The following is a 16,493-nucleotide window of genomic DNA, read 5'->3' as shown; positions in this document are numbered from 1 at the left end:
TCTGTCTCTTTGGGGGACAGGCGGCGCGGCCGAGTTAACGGCAGAGGGGTATCAGCCGTGCGCGCCAAATTCATTGGCGATAGCCGTGCCGATCCGCAGGCTGAGCCCGTATGCCCGTTCCAGCGGGTCAATATAATCGCGCTGGATCACGGTGTATCCTTCGCCGTCACCATCGGGGTAATCGCTTGGTTCATCGACGGTGAAATCCTCCAGCCCCGGAAAGCTCGTTGGATAGGCGCGGCGCAGCTGCGCCAGTGCATCGTCGACACGCAGGGTGAAAACCATCTCCAGCACATCGTCGCGGCTGATGTCGTTTGCGCGGCTGAACGCCGGAATCGAGACAGCCTTGATAAACATATGCTGGAGCAGGGTGAGCCGCAGGGCCTGCAATGCCCCGATCGAACGGCGGACATTCTCGCGGTTTTCCAGCGGTGCCTCGTCCGGGATCATGTCCAGCAGGCGGTGGAGTTTCAGCGCATCGACCCGCAGGCGGGATGCCAAACGGCGAAAAGTGCCGGTACGGTCATCCTTGGTGAGGTATTCCGCCAATGCCTCGCACGCGTCGGACAGGTGTTTCTCCGTGCCGCGATACGGGCGGCTTGCCCAATAGGCCGAATTGAACAGTTCGCCGAATGCAGCGACAGTCTTGATACTGGCGAGTGCGTTCGATGCACGCACAAGCCGGATCAATTGCCGCCCGCGCTCGCTTTCCTGAAGCAATTGAGCGACGTCTTCGTAATTGCCGTCTGCCGCGCTGCCGACACCGGAAATCACGTTGACCGGATAGCCAAGCTGCTGAAGCACCGCATTATGCGGGATTGCCCTGATCTGGCGCAGGTTCATATCGCGGTCCGCGCTCAGGTCAGACTGGCGGCGCGAGACGCGGCTACCGGTCGAATTGAGCAAGCCAAGGCCGAACGCGGTCAGCGCCCGGCTGTAGGTCTGGCTTTCGAGATGGTCGCGCTGATGTTTGCGAACCGCGCGGTAGAAATCTAGGCTGAGATCGGTGCGGCGGTAGAACGGATCGGTTGGCGCGTCAGGATCGGTCGCCGATGGATTGAGCGCCGCGATCCGCGTCAGGGTTGCGAGCGCCAGTTCGGCGGTGGCGAAATGCAGATAGCCGTCGCCTCCCTGAAAGCTGACTTCGGGCTCCAGCCGAATGCCGGCGCGGACGAACCTGCGCCGTGTCCACGGGCTGAGCGGCCAGGCGAGCCGATCTGCGAACCCGCCGGGATGCGCGCCGCGGCCCATGCTTTCGCCGTGAGTGTTGAAAATCAGCGCTGCAACATCGGTCAGCCCGTTGTCACGCATAGCGTCAGCCATGCGCCCTTGCAGACGCTCAATGGCGAGGCTTGCCGGGATCTGTCCCACGAAACGGCCAGCATCGGAAAACCCGGTCTGGATCGCAACGCGGCCGCGTTTGCGGGCATATTCCTGATAGGTTTCTTCCGCCAACAGGGCGTCTAGGAAACGGCCTCCATGTTCCAGCGCACTCTCGGTCTCAAACAGCGGAGAGACATCGACCTTGTCCTCGATCCCGAACAAGCGGGAGAAATACAGGGCCGCCAGAATCGTCGAAGGTTGTTCGCATTCTGCGATCAGCATCCGGATCGGCGCATCGCCGTCGATGTGGTGAATGACCTGCGCCATGGCCAGGAACTGGCGGATCGCGGTGCTACTCTCGATCGCCAGGGCAGCGAAATTGGACCGCAGCGGCTCAACCTTTTTCAGCAGGTCGCGCAGCGTTGCCATCGCGCCCTTGCTGCTGAGGTCGAGCGTGTTGTCAGGATCGATCCGCCGGCGAATGGCGTTGTGCAACTGGCTGGAATTAACCCGGAAGTGGATCCAGCCCATACCAAGCCCGTCTGCACGCATAGCGGCAGCCAGCGTCTTCAGCTGGATCGCGCGTGCCGGCTCCGCACCGACAGCCTCTGCCTCGAGCAAGTCGATAATCGAGGTAAGCGACAGCAATTTGGACGGATGGTCCGCAGTCAGCGTGTTTGCCGCCTGCGACAGGGCCGCGGGTTCCGACAGGTCCTGCCGGAAATCTTCGGCGCGTTCGGCTGAATAATCCGCTGCATTGCGTAGCGTTTCCAGCAGACGATGGTCGGCGTCTATCTGTTCCAGAGAAGCGACATAGCGCGACAGTCTTTGAGCTTTCTCAGCCAGGCGGAAACCGATGGAATCGAACCATTTGATGTCGGTCCGGCCGTCCATGTCATAGCCGACCCAGCTGGCGAAGCGGAAGGGTAGCGGTTCGGCGGCATACCATTTGCCCGGCCATTGTTTCTGCGCCTGTTTCAGGGCGTTTGCGACCATCCGGTCGCGTGCATCCTGAGCGTTGGCAATCGCGCGCATGGCCCGGCCATGTTCGTAGATCAGGGTGATTTCCGGACGTTCGGTGTGCGCGGCGCAGGCGGCGTCGCCGATTTCGCCTTCGCTGCTGGCAGAAGTGGCTACCGCATCGCTCTGGTCCGGCGTCAGCAGGAATGTGGGGTGCGCGGTGAAAACCGCATGCAAGCTGGGGTTTTCCCACCGCGCGCGGAAAGCGTCGAAGTCGCTCAGTTCGCACATTTCTGACAAGACCGCGTCGTTGGCGTCAGGCGAAACGGGCGCGAGGTTCCGGCGCAGGCGGCTCGCGCGGCTTTTCAGCGACTGGCATTCCAGCTCGGCGATCATGCTTTCGATATCATCCAGCGAAAGATCGCCCGACTCCAGCTGCCGTGAAAGGTCCAGGGAAAGCTGAAAAACCGGATTGAACAGCGGCGTTTCGCGTGTTTTCTCGTGCAGTTCGCTCAGCCGCTGGGTCAGATCGTCGACGGTCCGGGTAATCATAGTGCAGCGGCCTCTTTCGCCATGGCTTCGATCTTCGCCTGATCGGGCGTGCCTTTGGGGGCGACCCAGCTACCGCCGACGCACAGAACCGGATCGAAGGCCAGCCATTCGGCTGCGTTTTGCAGGCTGATCCCGCCGGTCGGGCAGAATTTGCACTGCCCGAAAGGAGCGGCCAGAGCCTTCAACGCGGGCAGGCCGCCTGCCGCCATTGCAGGGAAGAACTTGAAATGGGTCAGCCCCAGATCCAGCCCGCGCATAATGTCACCCGCAGTGGCGGTGCCGGGCAGAAAAGGGATTTCGTGGCGGATTGCAGCACGTGCCAGTGTGTCAGTCAGGCCGGGGGACACGATAAACTCGCTGCCCGCATCGATCGCGTCTTCCAGTTCTTCCTGATTGGTGACCGTTCCGGCCCCGACGATAGCGCCGGGCACCTGTTTCATCGCGCGTATCGCGTCGAGCGCAACCGGCGTGCGCAGCGTGACCTCCAGCGCGCGCAAGCCGCCAGCCACCAGTGCCTCTGCCAAAGGAACCGCATGATCGAGGTCTTCGACCACGATAACAGGTACAACCGGCGCGGTGCGCATGATGGTTTCGATATCGCTCAATTGGTTTCTCCAGTGTGTTCTGATGCAAACGCCGCGGCCGCGCCGAACAGGCCGGGCTGGGGGTGCACGATGAGTTTGACGGGCATCGCGGCCATCATGCTTTCAAACCGCCCCTTGGCGCGAAAGCGTTCGGCAAAGCCGGAAGCGAGCAATGTCTTGCGGATGCGGTAGCCAAGCCCGCCTGCGATCACGACACCCTTTGCGCCGTGGGCCAAAGCCATGTCGCCGGCGACACTGCCGAGCGACAGACAGAAACGGTCGACCGCTGCGGCGGCGAGGCTGTCCGACCCGTCCTGTCCGCGCGTCCAGATGGCAATGTCGTCTTCATCGGCAACCGGTTTGCCCTCCATCGCGGCGAGCGTCTGGTAAATGTCGGAAATTGCCGGGCCTGCAACGACGCGTTCCACCGATACGCGGTTGTGGCGTTTGCGCAGCCTGGCGAGGATCGCGTCCTCGATACTGTCGAGCGGGGCGAAATCCACATGGCCGCCTTCGGTCGCCGACACCCGGTAGGTGCCATTTGCCTCGCGGTAGAGATGCGCCACCCCGAGGCCTGTGCCGGGGCCAAGCACGGTCAGCCGGCCGGTCGCGGGCAGCGCTTCTTCTGGTCCGGTGAGGTGAATGAACTGTTCTTCCGGTGCACGGGCCACGGCATGGGCCACTGCTTCGAAATCGTTGACGATTGTGAAGCGGTCCACACCGAGCTTCTCCTGAACCAGCGCCGGGCGGATGATCCAAGGGTTGTTGGTAAAGCGGATGACATCGCCGCCCACGGGTCCGGCAATCGCCATCGACACCGCGCGGGGCAAGGTGCCGCCCTTGCGCTCGCGGAAATCTTCCCACGCGGTCTGGAAGCTGGCGTGATCATCCGTATGCAGCGTTTCCGGTTCTTCCATTGTGATGGCGCCATCATCTTCGATGCGCGCAATCGCGAACCGGGCGTGCGTTCCGCCGATATCAACCGCGACCAGATCCATTGCCATTCCCCCTTACAATCCGGCCATTGCCAGCATTGACGATCCGCCGCGTTCGGCCCCGTCGGCATTTGCACGGAACATCGCGAACAGTTCGCGGCCCACGCCCTCAGATGGCTGCGGGTTATGGGCCGCCTCCCGTGTGTCCAGATCTGCGGTTGTGCTGAGTGTACCGGTCTTGGCGCATAGCCGCACCACATCGCCATCGCGCAGCTTGCTGAGCGGGCCGCCGCCAAGTGCCTCAGGCGTGCAATGGATCGCCGCCGGCACCTTGCCGCTGGCACCCGACATCCGCCCGTCTGTGACCAGTGCAACGCGGTATCCGCGGTCCTGCAACACGGCGAGCGGCGGGGTGAGCGAGTGAAGTTCGGGCATCCCGTTCGATCGCGGCCCCTGAAACCGCACGACGACCACCACGTCGCGGTCCAGTTCGCCGGTCTTGAACGCGGCGGTCACATCGGCCTGGTTCTCGAACACGCGGCACGGTGCCTCGATGGTGTAGCGATCCTCGGAAACCGCGCTGGTCTTGAAACAGGCGCGGCCCAGATTGCCTTCCACCAGCTTCATGCCGCCATCGGGCAGGAAGGGGGCGGATGCAGGGCGCAGCATTGTGTCATCACCGCTTTCGCCAACTGCGCGCCAGACCAGATCGTCTCCGTCGAGGCCCGGCTCGTTCGCGTAATCGCCCAGATCGCCCCGGCCAACGGTCATCACATCGCGGTGGGCAAGCCCCGCCTCCAGCAATTCGCCGATCACGTAGCCCATGCCGCCAGCATCGTGAAAATGGTTCACATCGCCTGCACCGTTTGGATAGACGCGGGCCAGCAGCGGGACCGCCGCTGATAGTTCGGACAGATCGGTCCAGTCGAACTGGACCCCCGCAGCGCGCGCCATGGCGGGAATGTGGATCGCATGATTGGTCGATCCGCCGGTTGCCAGCAGGCCTACCGCAGCGTTGATAATCGCCTTTTCATCGACGCATCGGCCCAGCGGGCGGTAATCATCGCTGTCGATGCCGATCTCCGCCACGCGAACAACCGCCTCTCGGTCCAAGGCCTGGCGCAGCTTGGTCCCCGGCTGGATAAAGGCGGAACCCGGGATATGCAGGCCCATCATCTCCATCATCATCTGGTTGGAGTTGGCAGTGCCGTAGAACGTGCAGGTGCCGGGGGAATGATAGCTGCCAAGCTCGCTTTCCAGCAATTGTGCACGGGTCGCCTTGCCCTCTGCATAAAGCTGGCGTGTTTCCTGTTTCTGTTTGTTCGAAATACCGCTGGGCATCGGGCCGCTGGGCACGAAAATCGCGGGCAGGTGGCCGAAACGCAGAGCACCCATCAGCAGTCCGGGCACGATCTTGTCGCAAATCCCGAGCATCAACGCGCCGTCATACATCGCGTGGCTCAGCGCCACCCCGGTGGACAGCGCGATCACATCGCGGCTGAACAGCGACAGTTCCATGCCGGTTTCGCCCTGCGTCACACCGTCGCACATGGCAGGCGTCGCGCCGGCCACCTGCGCGGTCGCGCCGACTTCGCGGGCGTATATTTTCAACCGCTCCGGATAACGGCCATAGGGCTGATGCGCGGAAAGCATGTCGTTATAGGAACTGACAATGCCGATATTGGGGCCGCGATGGGCCATCAGCGCTTTCTGGTCTTCCAGCGCGCCGGCATAGGCATGGGCGAGATTGGAGCATGAAACCTGGCTGCGATCCGGCTGGTTGTCAGCCTCGCGCCGGATCAGCTCGAGATAGCGGCTGCGGCTGTCTTTCGAGTTGGCGATTACCCGCTCTGTCACGCGGTGCAGCACATCGCTCAGATTACTCATTCCACGTTACTCCGTCGCGTTCGGCAAGCGCGATGGCCGCGCTCGGCCCCCAGCTGCCAGCGGTATAGGTCTTGGGCACGACGCCGTTTGCCGACCATCCGGCGCGAATGGCGTCGATCCACTCCCACTGCGCCTCAACCTCGTCGCGGCGTACGAACAGCGTCTGGTCGCCTTCGATCAGGTCGAGCAGCAGCCGTTCATAGGCGATGCGGCGGTGCTGTCCGACAAACGCATCGGGCATGGCGATATCCAGCGGGACGGAACGCAGGCGGATGCCTTCACGGTCCAGACCGGGGACCTTGGCCATCAGGTTCAGCGAAATATTCTCTTCCGGTTGAATGCCGATCACCAGACGGTTTGGTTCCATCCGGGCGCCTTTTTCGGCAAAGATCGAATGCGGAACGCAGCGGAACTGGACGACGATTTCCGTGCGGCGCTGCGGCAGACGTTTGCCGGTCCGCAGGTAGAACGGCACGCCTTTCCAGCGCCAGTTATCGACATGACCCTTGATCGCGACAAAGGTTTCGGTGTCCGAATCCTTGCCCAGTTCGTCGTCATATCCGGGCACGGCCTGACCGCCGATAGCACCGGCGCGGTATTGGCCGGTGACGGTTTCATTGCCCGACACCGCGCGCAGTGACCGCAGGACCTTGACCTTTTCATCGCGGATCGCAGTCGCATCAAAATCCGATGGCGGCTCCATCGCGACCAGCGCCAGCAATTGCAGCATATGGTTCTGCACCATGTCGCGGATCGCACCGGCATCGTCGTAAAATGCAACCCGGCCTTCCAGCCCGACCGTTTCGGCAACGGTGATCTGGACGTGTTCGATATGCGCGGCGTTCCACAGCGGTTCGAACATGATGTTCGCAAACCGCAGGGCGAGCAGGTTCTGGACGGTTTCCTTGCCCAGATAATGATCGATGCGGAAAATCTGGTCTTCCTCGAACGCGCTGGCAACGGCATCGTTGATCTCGCAGCTCGATCCCAGATCGGTGCCGAGCGGTTTTTCAAGACACATACGCACTGTCTTGCCGTCCAGCCCGGCGTGCTGCAGCCCCTTGATTGTCGGTTCGAACAGGCTGGGCGCGGTCGAGAGGAAAATCGCCAGGCCGCGTGCCGGCGTACCGACTTTCCTCGCCAGATCATCAAACCCGTCCAGCGTGGTTGCATCCAGCGTCTGATAGCTCAACCGGTTCAGGAAATCGGCCATGCCCCCGCGGCGATCGGCAGGCAGATATTTTTCCAGCGCTTCGCGGGCAAAGGCGCGAAATTCGCTGTCGCTCATTTCTGAACGGGCGGTGCCGATAATCTTTACATCGGGCGCGATCAGTTCATCTGCATGAAGCGCGCATAGCGACGGCAGCAACATTCGCTGGGCAAGGTCGCCGGTCGCTCCGAACAGTAGCAGGCGGTCTGCGGTGAAGCTCATGCGTGCATTTCTCCCAAGACGCTTGTCCCTCCAAAGCGTTGCATTTCATGCGGCTGTAGCATCCGCTGCCTTGCCATGCACCCCGGCATGGGGCGATTGGCAATCGTATTCATCAGCGCGCGTCAGATGACGCCGCGCATCAGGATTGGGTTACTGCGACTTCCTTGCATTGAAAATCTGCCGCCCCGAAACTGGTCATGAAACTGACATCGGCGGCATCGCGGCCGACCCCGATTTTCACGATGTCTTCCGCATTGGCCATGTTGGTTGCATCGATCAGATACCACGCGCCGCCGCCGGGCGTTGTTGGGTCCGACAGGAATACCTCGGCCACGGCATGGAAATCCTGCGGCGTCACTTGCGGTGCAAAACAGCTGACGAACCGCGCCGGGACTGCGCTGGCTCGGGCCAGCGTCACCATCACATGCGCGTAATCGCGGCACACGCCGCGCCGTTCGATAAAGCTGTCGACCGCAGTGGTGGAAGCGTTCGAGCTTCCCGGCGCGTACGTAAAGTTGGATGAAATCCAGTCGTGCATCGCCATGATCTGCGCACCGCCGGTAAGCCCGCCAAATTCGTCATGAACAAAACTCTGCATCCTGTCCGCCTGGCAATAGCGGGAATCGAACAGGTATTTGACCGCCTCGGCAGGCAATTCATGCGGCGGGACCCGTTTCAGGCTGCTGACCGGACTGAGCAACCGGTCCAGCTCAACCTCGCTGGCATAATCCACTTCGAACCGGCCATCGACACGCAGCCAGATCCGTTCACCGATGTCGTCCCCGGCTGAAACCCTCGCACAGTGATCCGCATCGGACATGGTCGTGCGTGCCGAGATCAGGCGCTGCTCGGGGATCGCCGCCGCCTCGAACTGGAGGAGGATGTCGATCGGCTCTGCCGTTTCGAACGCGAATGAAGCTGAAATGGAAATGGGCATGGTATGATAACGCTCGGCAAGGGGTGGGGTTTCAGATTGTTTTTTATGGTGTTTTAGGCGGTAGAGGGGTTAACGTATCAACATGAAGCAACTGAAACTGTTTGTCGCAGCCTGGGCGTTAGTGGGTTTTCCTGTCTTGGCCCAGCCATCCGAAAGCCCGGCAGAGATCAATGCATCCAATATGACTGACGCGGAACTGTTCGCGGCATTGGATGACCGTGAGAAGCCCTGGTATAGCAATTCATGCTCTATTGGCGTGCCTGTATTTTCGGAACTTGATCGCAGAATGCCAGATCCGGCGCGGTTCAAACACGGCCTGGTATATTCAGAAGCGCTTTGTGCCAGTGAGAGAGATGATTACGAACTGGGCGCCCGCAAGGTGGCCGAACTGGAAAAGATCGCCCCTGACGCAGATTACACCGACCTTGCCCTGTATTTCGAGGGCAAGACGGGAAATGCGCAAGCCGTGCTGGACCGGTTTCGTTCACTGAGTGACGCACAACTCGCAGAATTGGGTCGGGACCGGTTCTGGGCCAGTGTGCGAATGCTGCGGGAAAAGGGACGTATCGAGCAGTTCGAAGATCAGGCTTTGCAATGGTTTTCGGACGGGAAACTTGCGGTTTTTCCATCCGAGCTGGAGGGCGGTATTGTTTCCAACGCTCTGGACGCGGCAGTCCGTCAAGAAAAGCTAGAGCAGGTTGACGGTCTCTTGCGGCTGATCCGGGATCCACGCAGCTACATCGACCTACTGGCTAATCGCAAATACGAACTGATTTGGCCGAGGATCGAAGAACGAGCAGGGCCAAATCTGAAACCGATCAGCGAAGAGTATTCTTTCTGGGCCGAGGCGCGGCTGGAGAATAACGAATCGGACAGAGATCGATTTTCCGATGCTGCACATGGCCTGTATTTTGAAGGGCGGTATGAAGACGCCATCGCGCTCGCGCAGAAATGGCGTGAGAGGAACGGCACCCTCAAGAACATCGAAGAAGGGGACGGGTGGGCCCTCAATATCCAGGCTTATGCATATGATGCGATTGGCCAGCGGGCCAAGGCCGATGCCGTGTTCGACGATCTCGCAGGATTGGACCCTGACGCGAACCCTTGGGTGGTGAGCTTTGTCATCAATCGCGCATCACGCCTGATCGGTCACGATCGATGGGAAGACGGGCTGGCGGCCAACGCGCTGGCGGGGCAGGTGGCGGGGAATTACGGGTCCCAATTCGCGAAGATGATCATCGCCAGAAACAATGTCTGCGCGCTCCAGAACCTTGGCCGGGCGGACGAGATTGACGGGGATCTGGAATTCCTTCGAAACAATTGGGAAGTTTCTCAAAGCCTTGCTGCTCAGGCTTTGCAATGTGCCGGCCAGAATGAAGAAGCCGCACGGGTGCTTCAATCCGCACTGGCTGATGATCGATATCGCGAAACGGCGATCGGTGCACTGCAACCAAAGAAATTCGAGCTATTCTACACGCCGTCCAATTTGCCTCAAAACGAGGAGCTGCTTTCGCAATTCCCGGAACTGCGCGCGGATCTAGTTAGGTACGGACGGGTAATTCCTGACGAATTCACGCCGATAGCGTTCTTGAGCAGAAAGAATGCAAGCCAGATACGGTAGCCATCCAGCAGGCTGACGGTTTCGCCTGCAGCCTGCTTGGCCATTTTGGCTGAAAAAATTCAGCAAAAGCACAGATTTGTACCAGATGGGACATTCGCCGGAAGGCCGGCACGACCTATCCGGCAGCCCTCAACTCCAAACGAGGGATCGTATCATGACGAAAGCAATCTGGACGGCGGTAGGCCTTGCTCTAGCCGCAACGACATTCAGCGCACCTGTGCACGCCGGACCGTTCGACAAGCTGAAAAGCAAAGTCAAAAAAATCGAAAAGAAGGCGAAGGAAGTCGAGCAGACTGCAGCTCAGGCCGAGGATATCGTTGAAACCGTAAGCGGCAAGAAGCGACGCGGCAGTTCGAGGCGGGCAGGCGTCGGCCGTTCCGCCGATGGTTCCTATTGCAATGCCAATCTTGGCAGCAATTCAAATTCGCCATGCAGCGCCCGTGCGCCAGATCATGTCGGCGGGGCAGGCCCGGTTCCTGCCAAGTTCACCGGACAGCTCAATTGCGCAAACCTGGGTATTGGCAATGCTTTCGTCGGACGCGACGGCAAATACACTTTCAGCAAAGGCATCAGCACGGAAGAGCGTTCCGGACTGATAGAGCGCCGCGACGTTCAGGCGACCAATGGCTGTCTTTATTCCGGCCTGGCTGTTGGCGACGTGCTGTATGTTGAGGTCGACAAGGCGAAGTACGACAAGCATGCCTATAGCATCCAATGCGTATCTTATGACGGTTCGGAACAATTGGACAATGTGAACGGCCCGCGCATCAACAATTACAAGGGCAAGGATGTGATGCTGCATACCGGCCATTCGTTCGGCTATGAACCGACCGCGACCGGCAGCAATTCGCAGCGCTCTGGCGCCTATGACGCACTGTTGAACAAGCGCGGCCGCACGATGCTGACATTCAACTTCGGCGCTCTTCACACGGACAAATCCGGCACCGATTTCTTCTGCCAGTGGTTCAACGACAAAACCGGCAAGAGTGCGCTGGCCGTTGCCTATCGCCGCGGTCCCCAAGGTTAAAAGTTAGGTGCGGCGGGATGCGATCCCAAAGTCTTTTTCCGTCGCACCGCCCCCATTCAGACAAAGGAATACCTTTATGCGTTTCACCGCAATTCTCGGCGCAATCGCGCTTTCAGTCGGCACTGCCCCTGCAGCCTATGCTCAGTCCAGTTCTTCCGAAGTGACCAAGGATGGTTCCTGCCCGAAAGGTTTCAAGGCCAGCGGTTCCAGCTGCAAGTCCAGCTCGCAGGTCGCAATCGTCAAGCTTGGCTCCTGCCCAACCGGGTTCAAGGCTTCTGCAAACTACTGTGTCGGTGACCGCGGGGACCATGCTGAAGTGCGCAGCGGCAGCTGCCCTTCAGGCCTGAAAGCTTCGGGCAAATACTGCGTCAAATAAGGTTCCTGATGTCGTGACCCCATCAGGCCGACCTGGGCTGCGTTCTTGACGGAACGCGGCCCTTTTTTCATTAATCATCGAACCTTAGCGCGATTGTCACCGATTGATCTTATGCGCAGATGCGAGGTGCTGCCGGTCGCAGCAGAGGCAGCGAAAATGAATTGGGATAAATGACCGAAGCTACGCGAGATCGGATGCTGCAGGACGTTGTGGCAAAAGCCTATGCGGCCATCGCATCGCCAGAGGAGTTTGTGGAACTGCTCCATGAAGTCGTGGCGGCTGAAGGAGAATTGAAGCAGATATCGGGACCAATCGACATGCATTTCGAAAATGCCGAGAGCATTCTCGACAAAATGTATCCGTTGAGAAGTTCCGATTTTGCAGGCCTGACCACAGTACAGTCACAGCCGCTGGATTGCGATCTGGCTATCGACCGGGATTTTCGCGTTGTCGCGGTGAACCCAAAACTTTTTCCAACCGGCGAACTCGCGGTGGGGCAACCTATTCCAGACTGGCTGTTTAACCACCTGACTGACAAAGAAGACAAGGAGCGGCTACGCTGCTCAAATGCAGGCGGGGATGCCGGTTTCATCCAGCTGCACACTTCGGCTGAAGATGAAAAGGGGCGCTGGTTTTCGATCGAAACGGACACTTCCGGTGAAGTGCCGATTAACTCTTTTACCGTGGTGCGCCTTCGCTGGAGCGAACGCAGTGCAGAGGCATTTCAACGCGCGCTGAAGCTGACAGGCACTGAAATCGCCTTGACCAGGCACCTCGTCGAAGGCGGCAGTGTGCGCGAATTCGCCGAAGCTCGCGGCCGTTCGATCGGAACCGCTCGAAACCAGTTGAAGGCACTTCAGAGAAAGCTGTCGATCGGGTCAAAAGAGGATCTGCTCCTTCTCTATGCAGGTTTTGTCCATTCGCTGGAGCTGCCGGATCATTCTGCCGCGCCGGTCGATCATGTTTGCGAAAACATCTTTACCGCAGCGGATGGCAGCAAGATTGCGTGGGAAGAATTTGGCGACCCAGAAGGCAGGCCGGTGCTGTTCTTTCACGCACTGGAAGGTCCGCTTGTTACAAACCGGGTTGCCGATGCAGCTGTGAACGCAGGCCTCCGGTTCATCGCGCCATGGCGTCCGTTTTATGGCGCAACCACAGGCACCAAGCCAAGCACTGACAGCCCACGCCAATTTGCCTCCAGAATGCCGGAATTTCTCGAACATATCGGTGCTGTGCGCCCGGTTTGTGTGGGCACGCAGGCCGGCACCCCTTTTTTGCTGGCAATGGCGCAGCTTGGCCCCGAACGCATTCAGGCAGCTTTGCTTGTGGGGCCATTCATGCCGATTGCAAAGCATTCGGATTATGGTTTCTTGCCAGCAAGACAGAGAGTGCATTTTCGAATTTCGCGAATGGCGCCCGGTCTGGCCAGAGTTTACATGCGAGCTATGCTCGCCAGCATGGGAACCGGCGATTTTCATCGCTTTGTAGACGATTATTACGAAGCGTGTCCGCGCGAACTCGAAACGGTGCGTGACCCCGAAGTGGTCAGGAGGTTCCGTTTGGCAGCCGGTTACGGCCTGAAATTCGGTCCGGACGGAGCGATCGACACCATGCTCAACTGGAGCAGCGACTATTCAAGCTCATTCGCCGGCTTGCGGGTTCCGTTTACAATTCTGGTCGGCGACAATGACAGCAACGCTCCGCCCGATTTTGTGGCGATGTCGTGTGCCCGGCTTGGCTTGGAAAATGCAAAAATCATCGACGATGCGGGCAGTTTCCTCATGCAGGATCAGCCAGCGATCGTCATGGAGCAAATACGGCAGCAATTCTGACGGCCGCAGCCGTCCGCGTGCCGCTCTAGACCTACTTTATGCGGGCACGCCAAACAGATCGTGCGCGTCGGCGTCTTCTACCGTCACATCTACGAAATCGCCTACTTTCAGCGTGGTGGCCACGTTACGCAAATAGACGGCGCCGTCGATTTCAGGAGCGTCTGCCTGGCTGCGGGCGGTGGCTCCGATATCGCCATCTTCGTCCGGCTCGCCAACTTCGTCCACGATCACCTGAATGACCTTGCCGACCTTGGCTTGCAGTTTCGCCGCGCTGATGCGTTCAGTGACTTCCATCACGCGGGCGAAGCGTTCTTCCTTGATTTCTTCCGGCACATGATCGGGCAGGGCATTCGCCTGGGCACCTTCAACCGGTTCGAACCGGAATGCGCCCACGCGGTCGAGCTGGGCCTCCTCCAGCCAGTCGAGCAGGTAACGGAAATCGTCCTCTGTCTCGCCGGGGAAGCCGACTACGAAGCTGGACCGGATCGCGATTTCCGGGCAAATTTCGCGCCAGCTTTCCAGTCGTTCCAGCACTTTTGCTTCGTTGGCGGGACGTTTCATCGCTTTCAGCACCTTGGGGCTGGCATGCTGGAACGGGATGTCGAGATAGGGAGTCAGCAGCCCCTCCGCCATCAGCGGGATCACCGCGTCAACGTGCGGGTATGGATAGACATAGTGCAGGCGGGTCCACGGCGTCTCGCCTTCAGGCGTTCGCAGCTGGCCCAGTTCCCGTGCCATGTCGGTCATGTGGGCGCGGACCTCGCGGCCTTTCCAATCGCGCGGCTCGTGCCGGGTGTCGACGCCGTACGCGCTGGTATCCTGGCTGATCACCAGCAGTTCCTTGGTGCCTGCAGCGACCAGTTTTTCCGCCTCGCGCAGAACCGCATCGATCCGGCGGCTGGCGAGTTTTCCGCGCAGGTCCGGAATGATGCAGAAGGCGCAGGAATGGTTGCAGCCCTCTGAAATCTTCAGATAGCTGTAATGCCGCGGGGTCAGCTTGATATCGGTATCGGACGGCTGCGGAATCAGGTCGACAAACGGACCTTGTGACGGCGGTGCATGGGTGTGCACGGCCTCCACAACCTGTTCATATTGATGCGCGCCCGTAACGGCGAGCACCTGCGGATGGGCTGCGCGGATCGCGTCCGCTTCCTCGCCCATGCAACCGGTCACGATCACGCGGCCATTTTCGGCGATCGCCTCGCCAATGGCTTGCAGGCTTTCTTCCTTCGCGCTGTCGAGGAAGCCGCAGGTGTTGACCAGCACCACGTCTGCGCCGGCATAATCGGGCGACATGGCATATCCATCGGCGCGGAGCCGGGTCAGGATGCGTTCGGAATCGACCAGTGCCTTGGGGCAGCCGAGGCTGACCATGCCGATCTTTTTGGCTTCAGGGAGAGTTGTTGCGGTGTTCATGATTGCGCGGCCCTCTACACCCACAGCGCGCTTTGCGCTATCCCCTGTGCAACGGGACGCACCTGAGAGGGGAAATCGAAATGGGTAATGTCAATCTGCTGGCTGTGTTTCTGGCCGCCGCTGCTTTCTTCATCGTGGGGGCAATCTGGTATTCGGCTTTCTTCGGCAAGGTCTGGCAGCGAGAGGCTGGGCTGTCCGACGAACAGATAAAGTCAGGCAATGCAGCGCTGATTTTCGGGCTGTGCTTCCTGCTTGAATTGCTGATTGCACTGATGCTGGGACATCAGTTCGCGATGACCAACCCGAGCACGCGGGGCATCATGATGATCTCCGTTGGGTTCGCGATTGGGATCATGGTGCCGGCAATCGGGATCAATTATCTGTTCCAGCGCGAATCGGGCAAACTGTTTGCGATCGACGCTGGCCATTTCATTGTCGGCATGGCTGCGATGGGCGGGGTTTTCGTCTACTTCAGCTGACTGCGGCGGAAGGTCGGCGAAATGTCCGTCAGCGGCGACGACCGTGTCCGTCGCCGCGCTTTTCGCCGTGATCTGTCGGGACAATTTCAACCACGATGTCGCCGGGCAGCAGGTTTTCGCATTCTTCTTCCCAGAAACCGAGAACCTTGCCGCCCCGGTACACCCTGAGGCCGCGCCCGCCGGTTTTCAAATCGGTAATCGAGCAGCCGCATTCTTCCTTGGTCACTTCGCGTTCGACCAGCTGCACACGCCCGGTCACCGAAGCGAGATCGGCAAGATAGTCCGCAATGTGCGCGCCTTTCGCCGAACCGGCGAGCAGCAGGCCGGTGAAGCGCACCGGGTTGATCACGTTGTTTGCGCCGGCCTGACGGGCCAGAAATTCATTATCGTCTGCACGCACGACCACGCTGATCGGTACCTTCGGAGCCAGATGGCGCACCGTGAGAACAATAAGGATGGAGGTGTCGTCGCGGCCCGCTGATACCAGGACGTTGTTCGCCTCTGTAATGCGTACCGCGTTCAGCGTTTCATCGCGTGTCGCATCCGCTGCCATCACGTTGCAGCCAAGTTTCTCCGCCTCTGCGAGCCGTTCTTCGCTGGGATCGATCACCACGATATTGTGCGGATCGGTGCCCCGTTCGATCAGTTCGCTGACCGATTCAGAGCCGGAGACGCCATAGCCGAGGACGACGATATGGTTCGAAAGCTTTTCCTGAATGCGCGCCATTCGAAACTTCTCCCAGCTGCGCTTGATAATGAAGTTGTAGGCGGTGCCCACGAAAATGAAAAATACAGCAAAACGGATCGGCGTAACGATGATCGCTTCGACCATGCGGGCCCGGTCACTGATCGGTGCGATGTCGCCGAAACCCGTCGTTGTGACAGAGATCATCGTGAAATAGACCACGTCGAGGAAGCTGACTTCGCCGTCGAGATTGTCGACCAGCCCGCCGCGGTCCCACCAGTGGATCATGACCACGATACCGAGCAGGAACAGGGCCAAGCCCAACCTGATGCCCAAATCGCCCCATACGGGAACCCGGCTCGCCCGGCGCAGCGGTTGGAACCGCGGTCCGCGAACGCGGCGCCCGCTACCGGGCGCGCCAATCCGGTCTAACTGGTTGCTCATCGT

At 59.8% G+C, this 16,493-nt stretch carries 13 protein-coding genes; 5 read left to right on the top strand and 8 right to left on the bottom strand.

Translation table 11 applies throughout. The features are described from left to right. Positions 1-51: 51 nt before the first annotated feature. The 6 genes from PO778_RS08595 to PO778_RS08570 all read right to left on the bottom strand — a co-directional run bounded on the left by PO778_RS08595 (position 52) and on the right by PO778_RS08570 (position 8,610). Positions 52-2,835 (bottom strand): phosphoenolpyruvate carboxylase, encoded by a 2,784-nt coding sequence (locus PO778_RS08595; protein WP_271439267.1) that lies wholly within the window; start codon positions 2,833-2,835, stop codon positions 52-54. Then, entirely contained in the window at positions 2,832-3,440 is a 609-nt protein-coding gene (gene eda, locus PO778_RS08590) for a bifunctional 4-hydroxy-2-oxoglutarate aldolase/2-dehydro-3-deoxy-phosphogluconate aldolase (protein ID WP_271439266.1), read from the bottom strand. Before eda ends, PO778_RS08595 begins: the two co-directional genes overlap by 4 nt. Beyond that, positions 3,437-4,423 (bottom strand): glucokinase, encoded by a 987-nt coding sequence (glk, locus tag PO778_RS08585; protein ID WP_271439265.1) that lies wholly within the window; start codon positions 4,421-4,423, stop codon positions 3,437-3,439. Before glk ends, eda begins: the two co-directional genes overlap by 4 nt. Before the next feature lie 6 nt (positions 4,424-4,429). Beyond that, complete coding sequence (gene edd, locus PO778_RS08580; RefSeq protein WP_271439264.1) at positions 4,430-6,241, bottom strand: phosphogluconate dehydratase; 1,812 nt, start codon at positions 6,239-6,241, stop codon at positions 4,430-4,432. Further along, positions 6,234-7,673 (bottom strand): glucose-6-phosphate dehydrogenase, encoded by a 1,440-nt coding sequence (zwf, locus tag PO778_RS08575; RefSeq protein ID WP_160730488.1) that lies wholly within the window; start codon positions 7,671-7,673, stop codon positions 6,234-6,236. The genes edd and zwf overlap by 8 nt, the downstream gene beginning before the upstream one ends. A gap of 139 nt (positions 7,674-7,812) precedes the next feature. Then, a complete protein-coding gene (locus PO778_RS08570; protein ID WP_160730487.1) occupies positions 7,813-8,610 on the bottom strand; it encodes a transglutaminase-like domain-containing protein in 798 nt (265 codons plus the stop codon). Between the two features lie 82 nt (positions 8,611-8,692). Between PO778_RS08570 and PO778_RS08565 the strand changes: the two genes are divergently transcribed. The 4 genes from PO778_RS08565 to PO778_RS08550 all read left to right on the top strand — a co-directional run bounded on the left by PO778_RS08565 (position 8,693) and on the right by PO778_RS08550 (position 13,466). Further along, positions 8,693-10,231, top strand: a complete 1,539-nt coding sequence (locus PO778_RS08565; protein ID WP_271439263.1) for a tetratricopeptide repeat protein — start codon at positions 8,693-8,695, stop codon at positions 10,229-10,231. A 154-nt stretch (positions 10,232-10,385) separates the two neighbouring features. Beyond that, positions 10,386-11,258 carry a hypothetical protein gene (locus tag PO778_RS08560; protein WP_271439262.1) on the top strand — a complete coding sequence of 291 codons (873 nt, stop codon included), beginning with the start codon at positions 10,386-10,388 and terminating at the stop codon, positions 11,256-11,258. 76 nt (positions 11,259-11,334) lie between these two features. Beyond that, positions 11,335-11,634, top strand: coding sequence for a hypothetical protein (locus tag PO778_RS08555; protein ID WP_160730484.1), 300 nt, complete (start codon positions 11,335-11,337; stop codon positions 11,632-11,634). Positions 11,635-11,804: 170 nt separating this feature from the next. Then, on the top strand, positions 11,805-13,466 hold the full coding sequence (locus PO778_RS08550) for a bifunctional helix-turn-helix transcriptional regulator/alpha/beta hydrolase (protein WP_271439261.1): 1,662 nt from the start codon (positions 11,805-11,807) through the stop codon (positions 13,464-13,466). A 36-nt stretch (positions 13,467-13,502) separates the two neighbouring features. Here PO778_RS08550 and rimO read toward each other — a convergent pair whose 3' ends face one another. Continuing rightward, entirely contained in the window at positions 13,503-14,882 is a 1,380-nt protein-coding gene (gene rimO, locus PO778_RS08545; protein ID WP_271439260.1) for a 30S ribosomal protein S12 methylthiotransferase RimO, read from the bottom strand. 80 nt (positions 14,883-14,962) lie between these two features. On the opposite strand from rimO, the gene PO778_RS08540 reads away from it, so the two are divergent. Beyond that, on the top strand, positions 14,963-15,361 hold the full coding sequence (locus PO778_RS08540; RefSeq protein WP_271439259.1) for a DUF1761 domain-containing protein: 399 nt from the start codon (positions 14,963-14,965) through the stop codon (positions 15,359-15,361). A gap of 28 nt (positions 15,362-15,389) precedes the next feature. On the opposite strand, the gene PO778_RS08535 is transcribed toward PO778_RS08540, so the two are convergent. Then, the gene (locus PO778_RS08535) at positions 15,390-16,490 is read right to left on the bottom strand and encodes a potassium channel family protein (protein ID WP_160730480.1); all 1,101 of its coding nucleotides are present in this window, start codon (positions 16,488-16,490) and stop codon (positions 15,390-15,392) included. Positions 16,491-16,493 lie beyond the last annotated feature (3 nt).

Origin of the sequence: Pontixanthobacter luteolus (assembly GCF_947494915.1) — a bacterium.
Taxonomy (GTDB): domain Bacteria; phylum Pseudomonadota; class Alphaproteobacteria; order Sphingomonadales; family Sphingomonadaceae; genus Pontixanthobacter; species Pontixanthobacter luteolus.
This window is presented reverse-complemented; position numbering and strand designations above follow the sequence as displayed.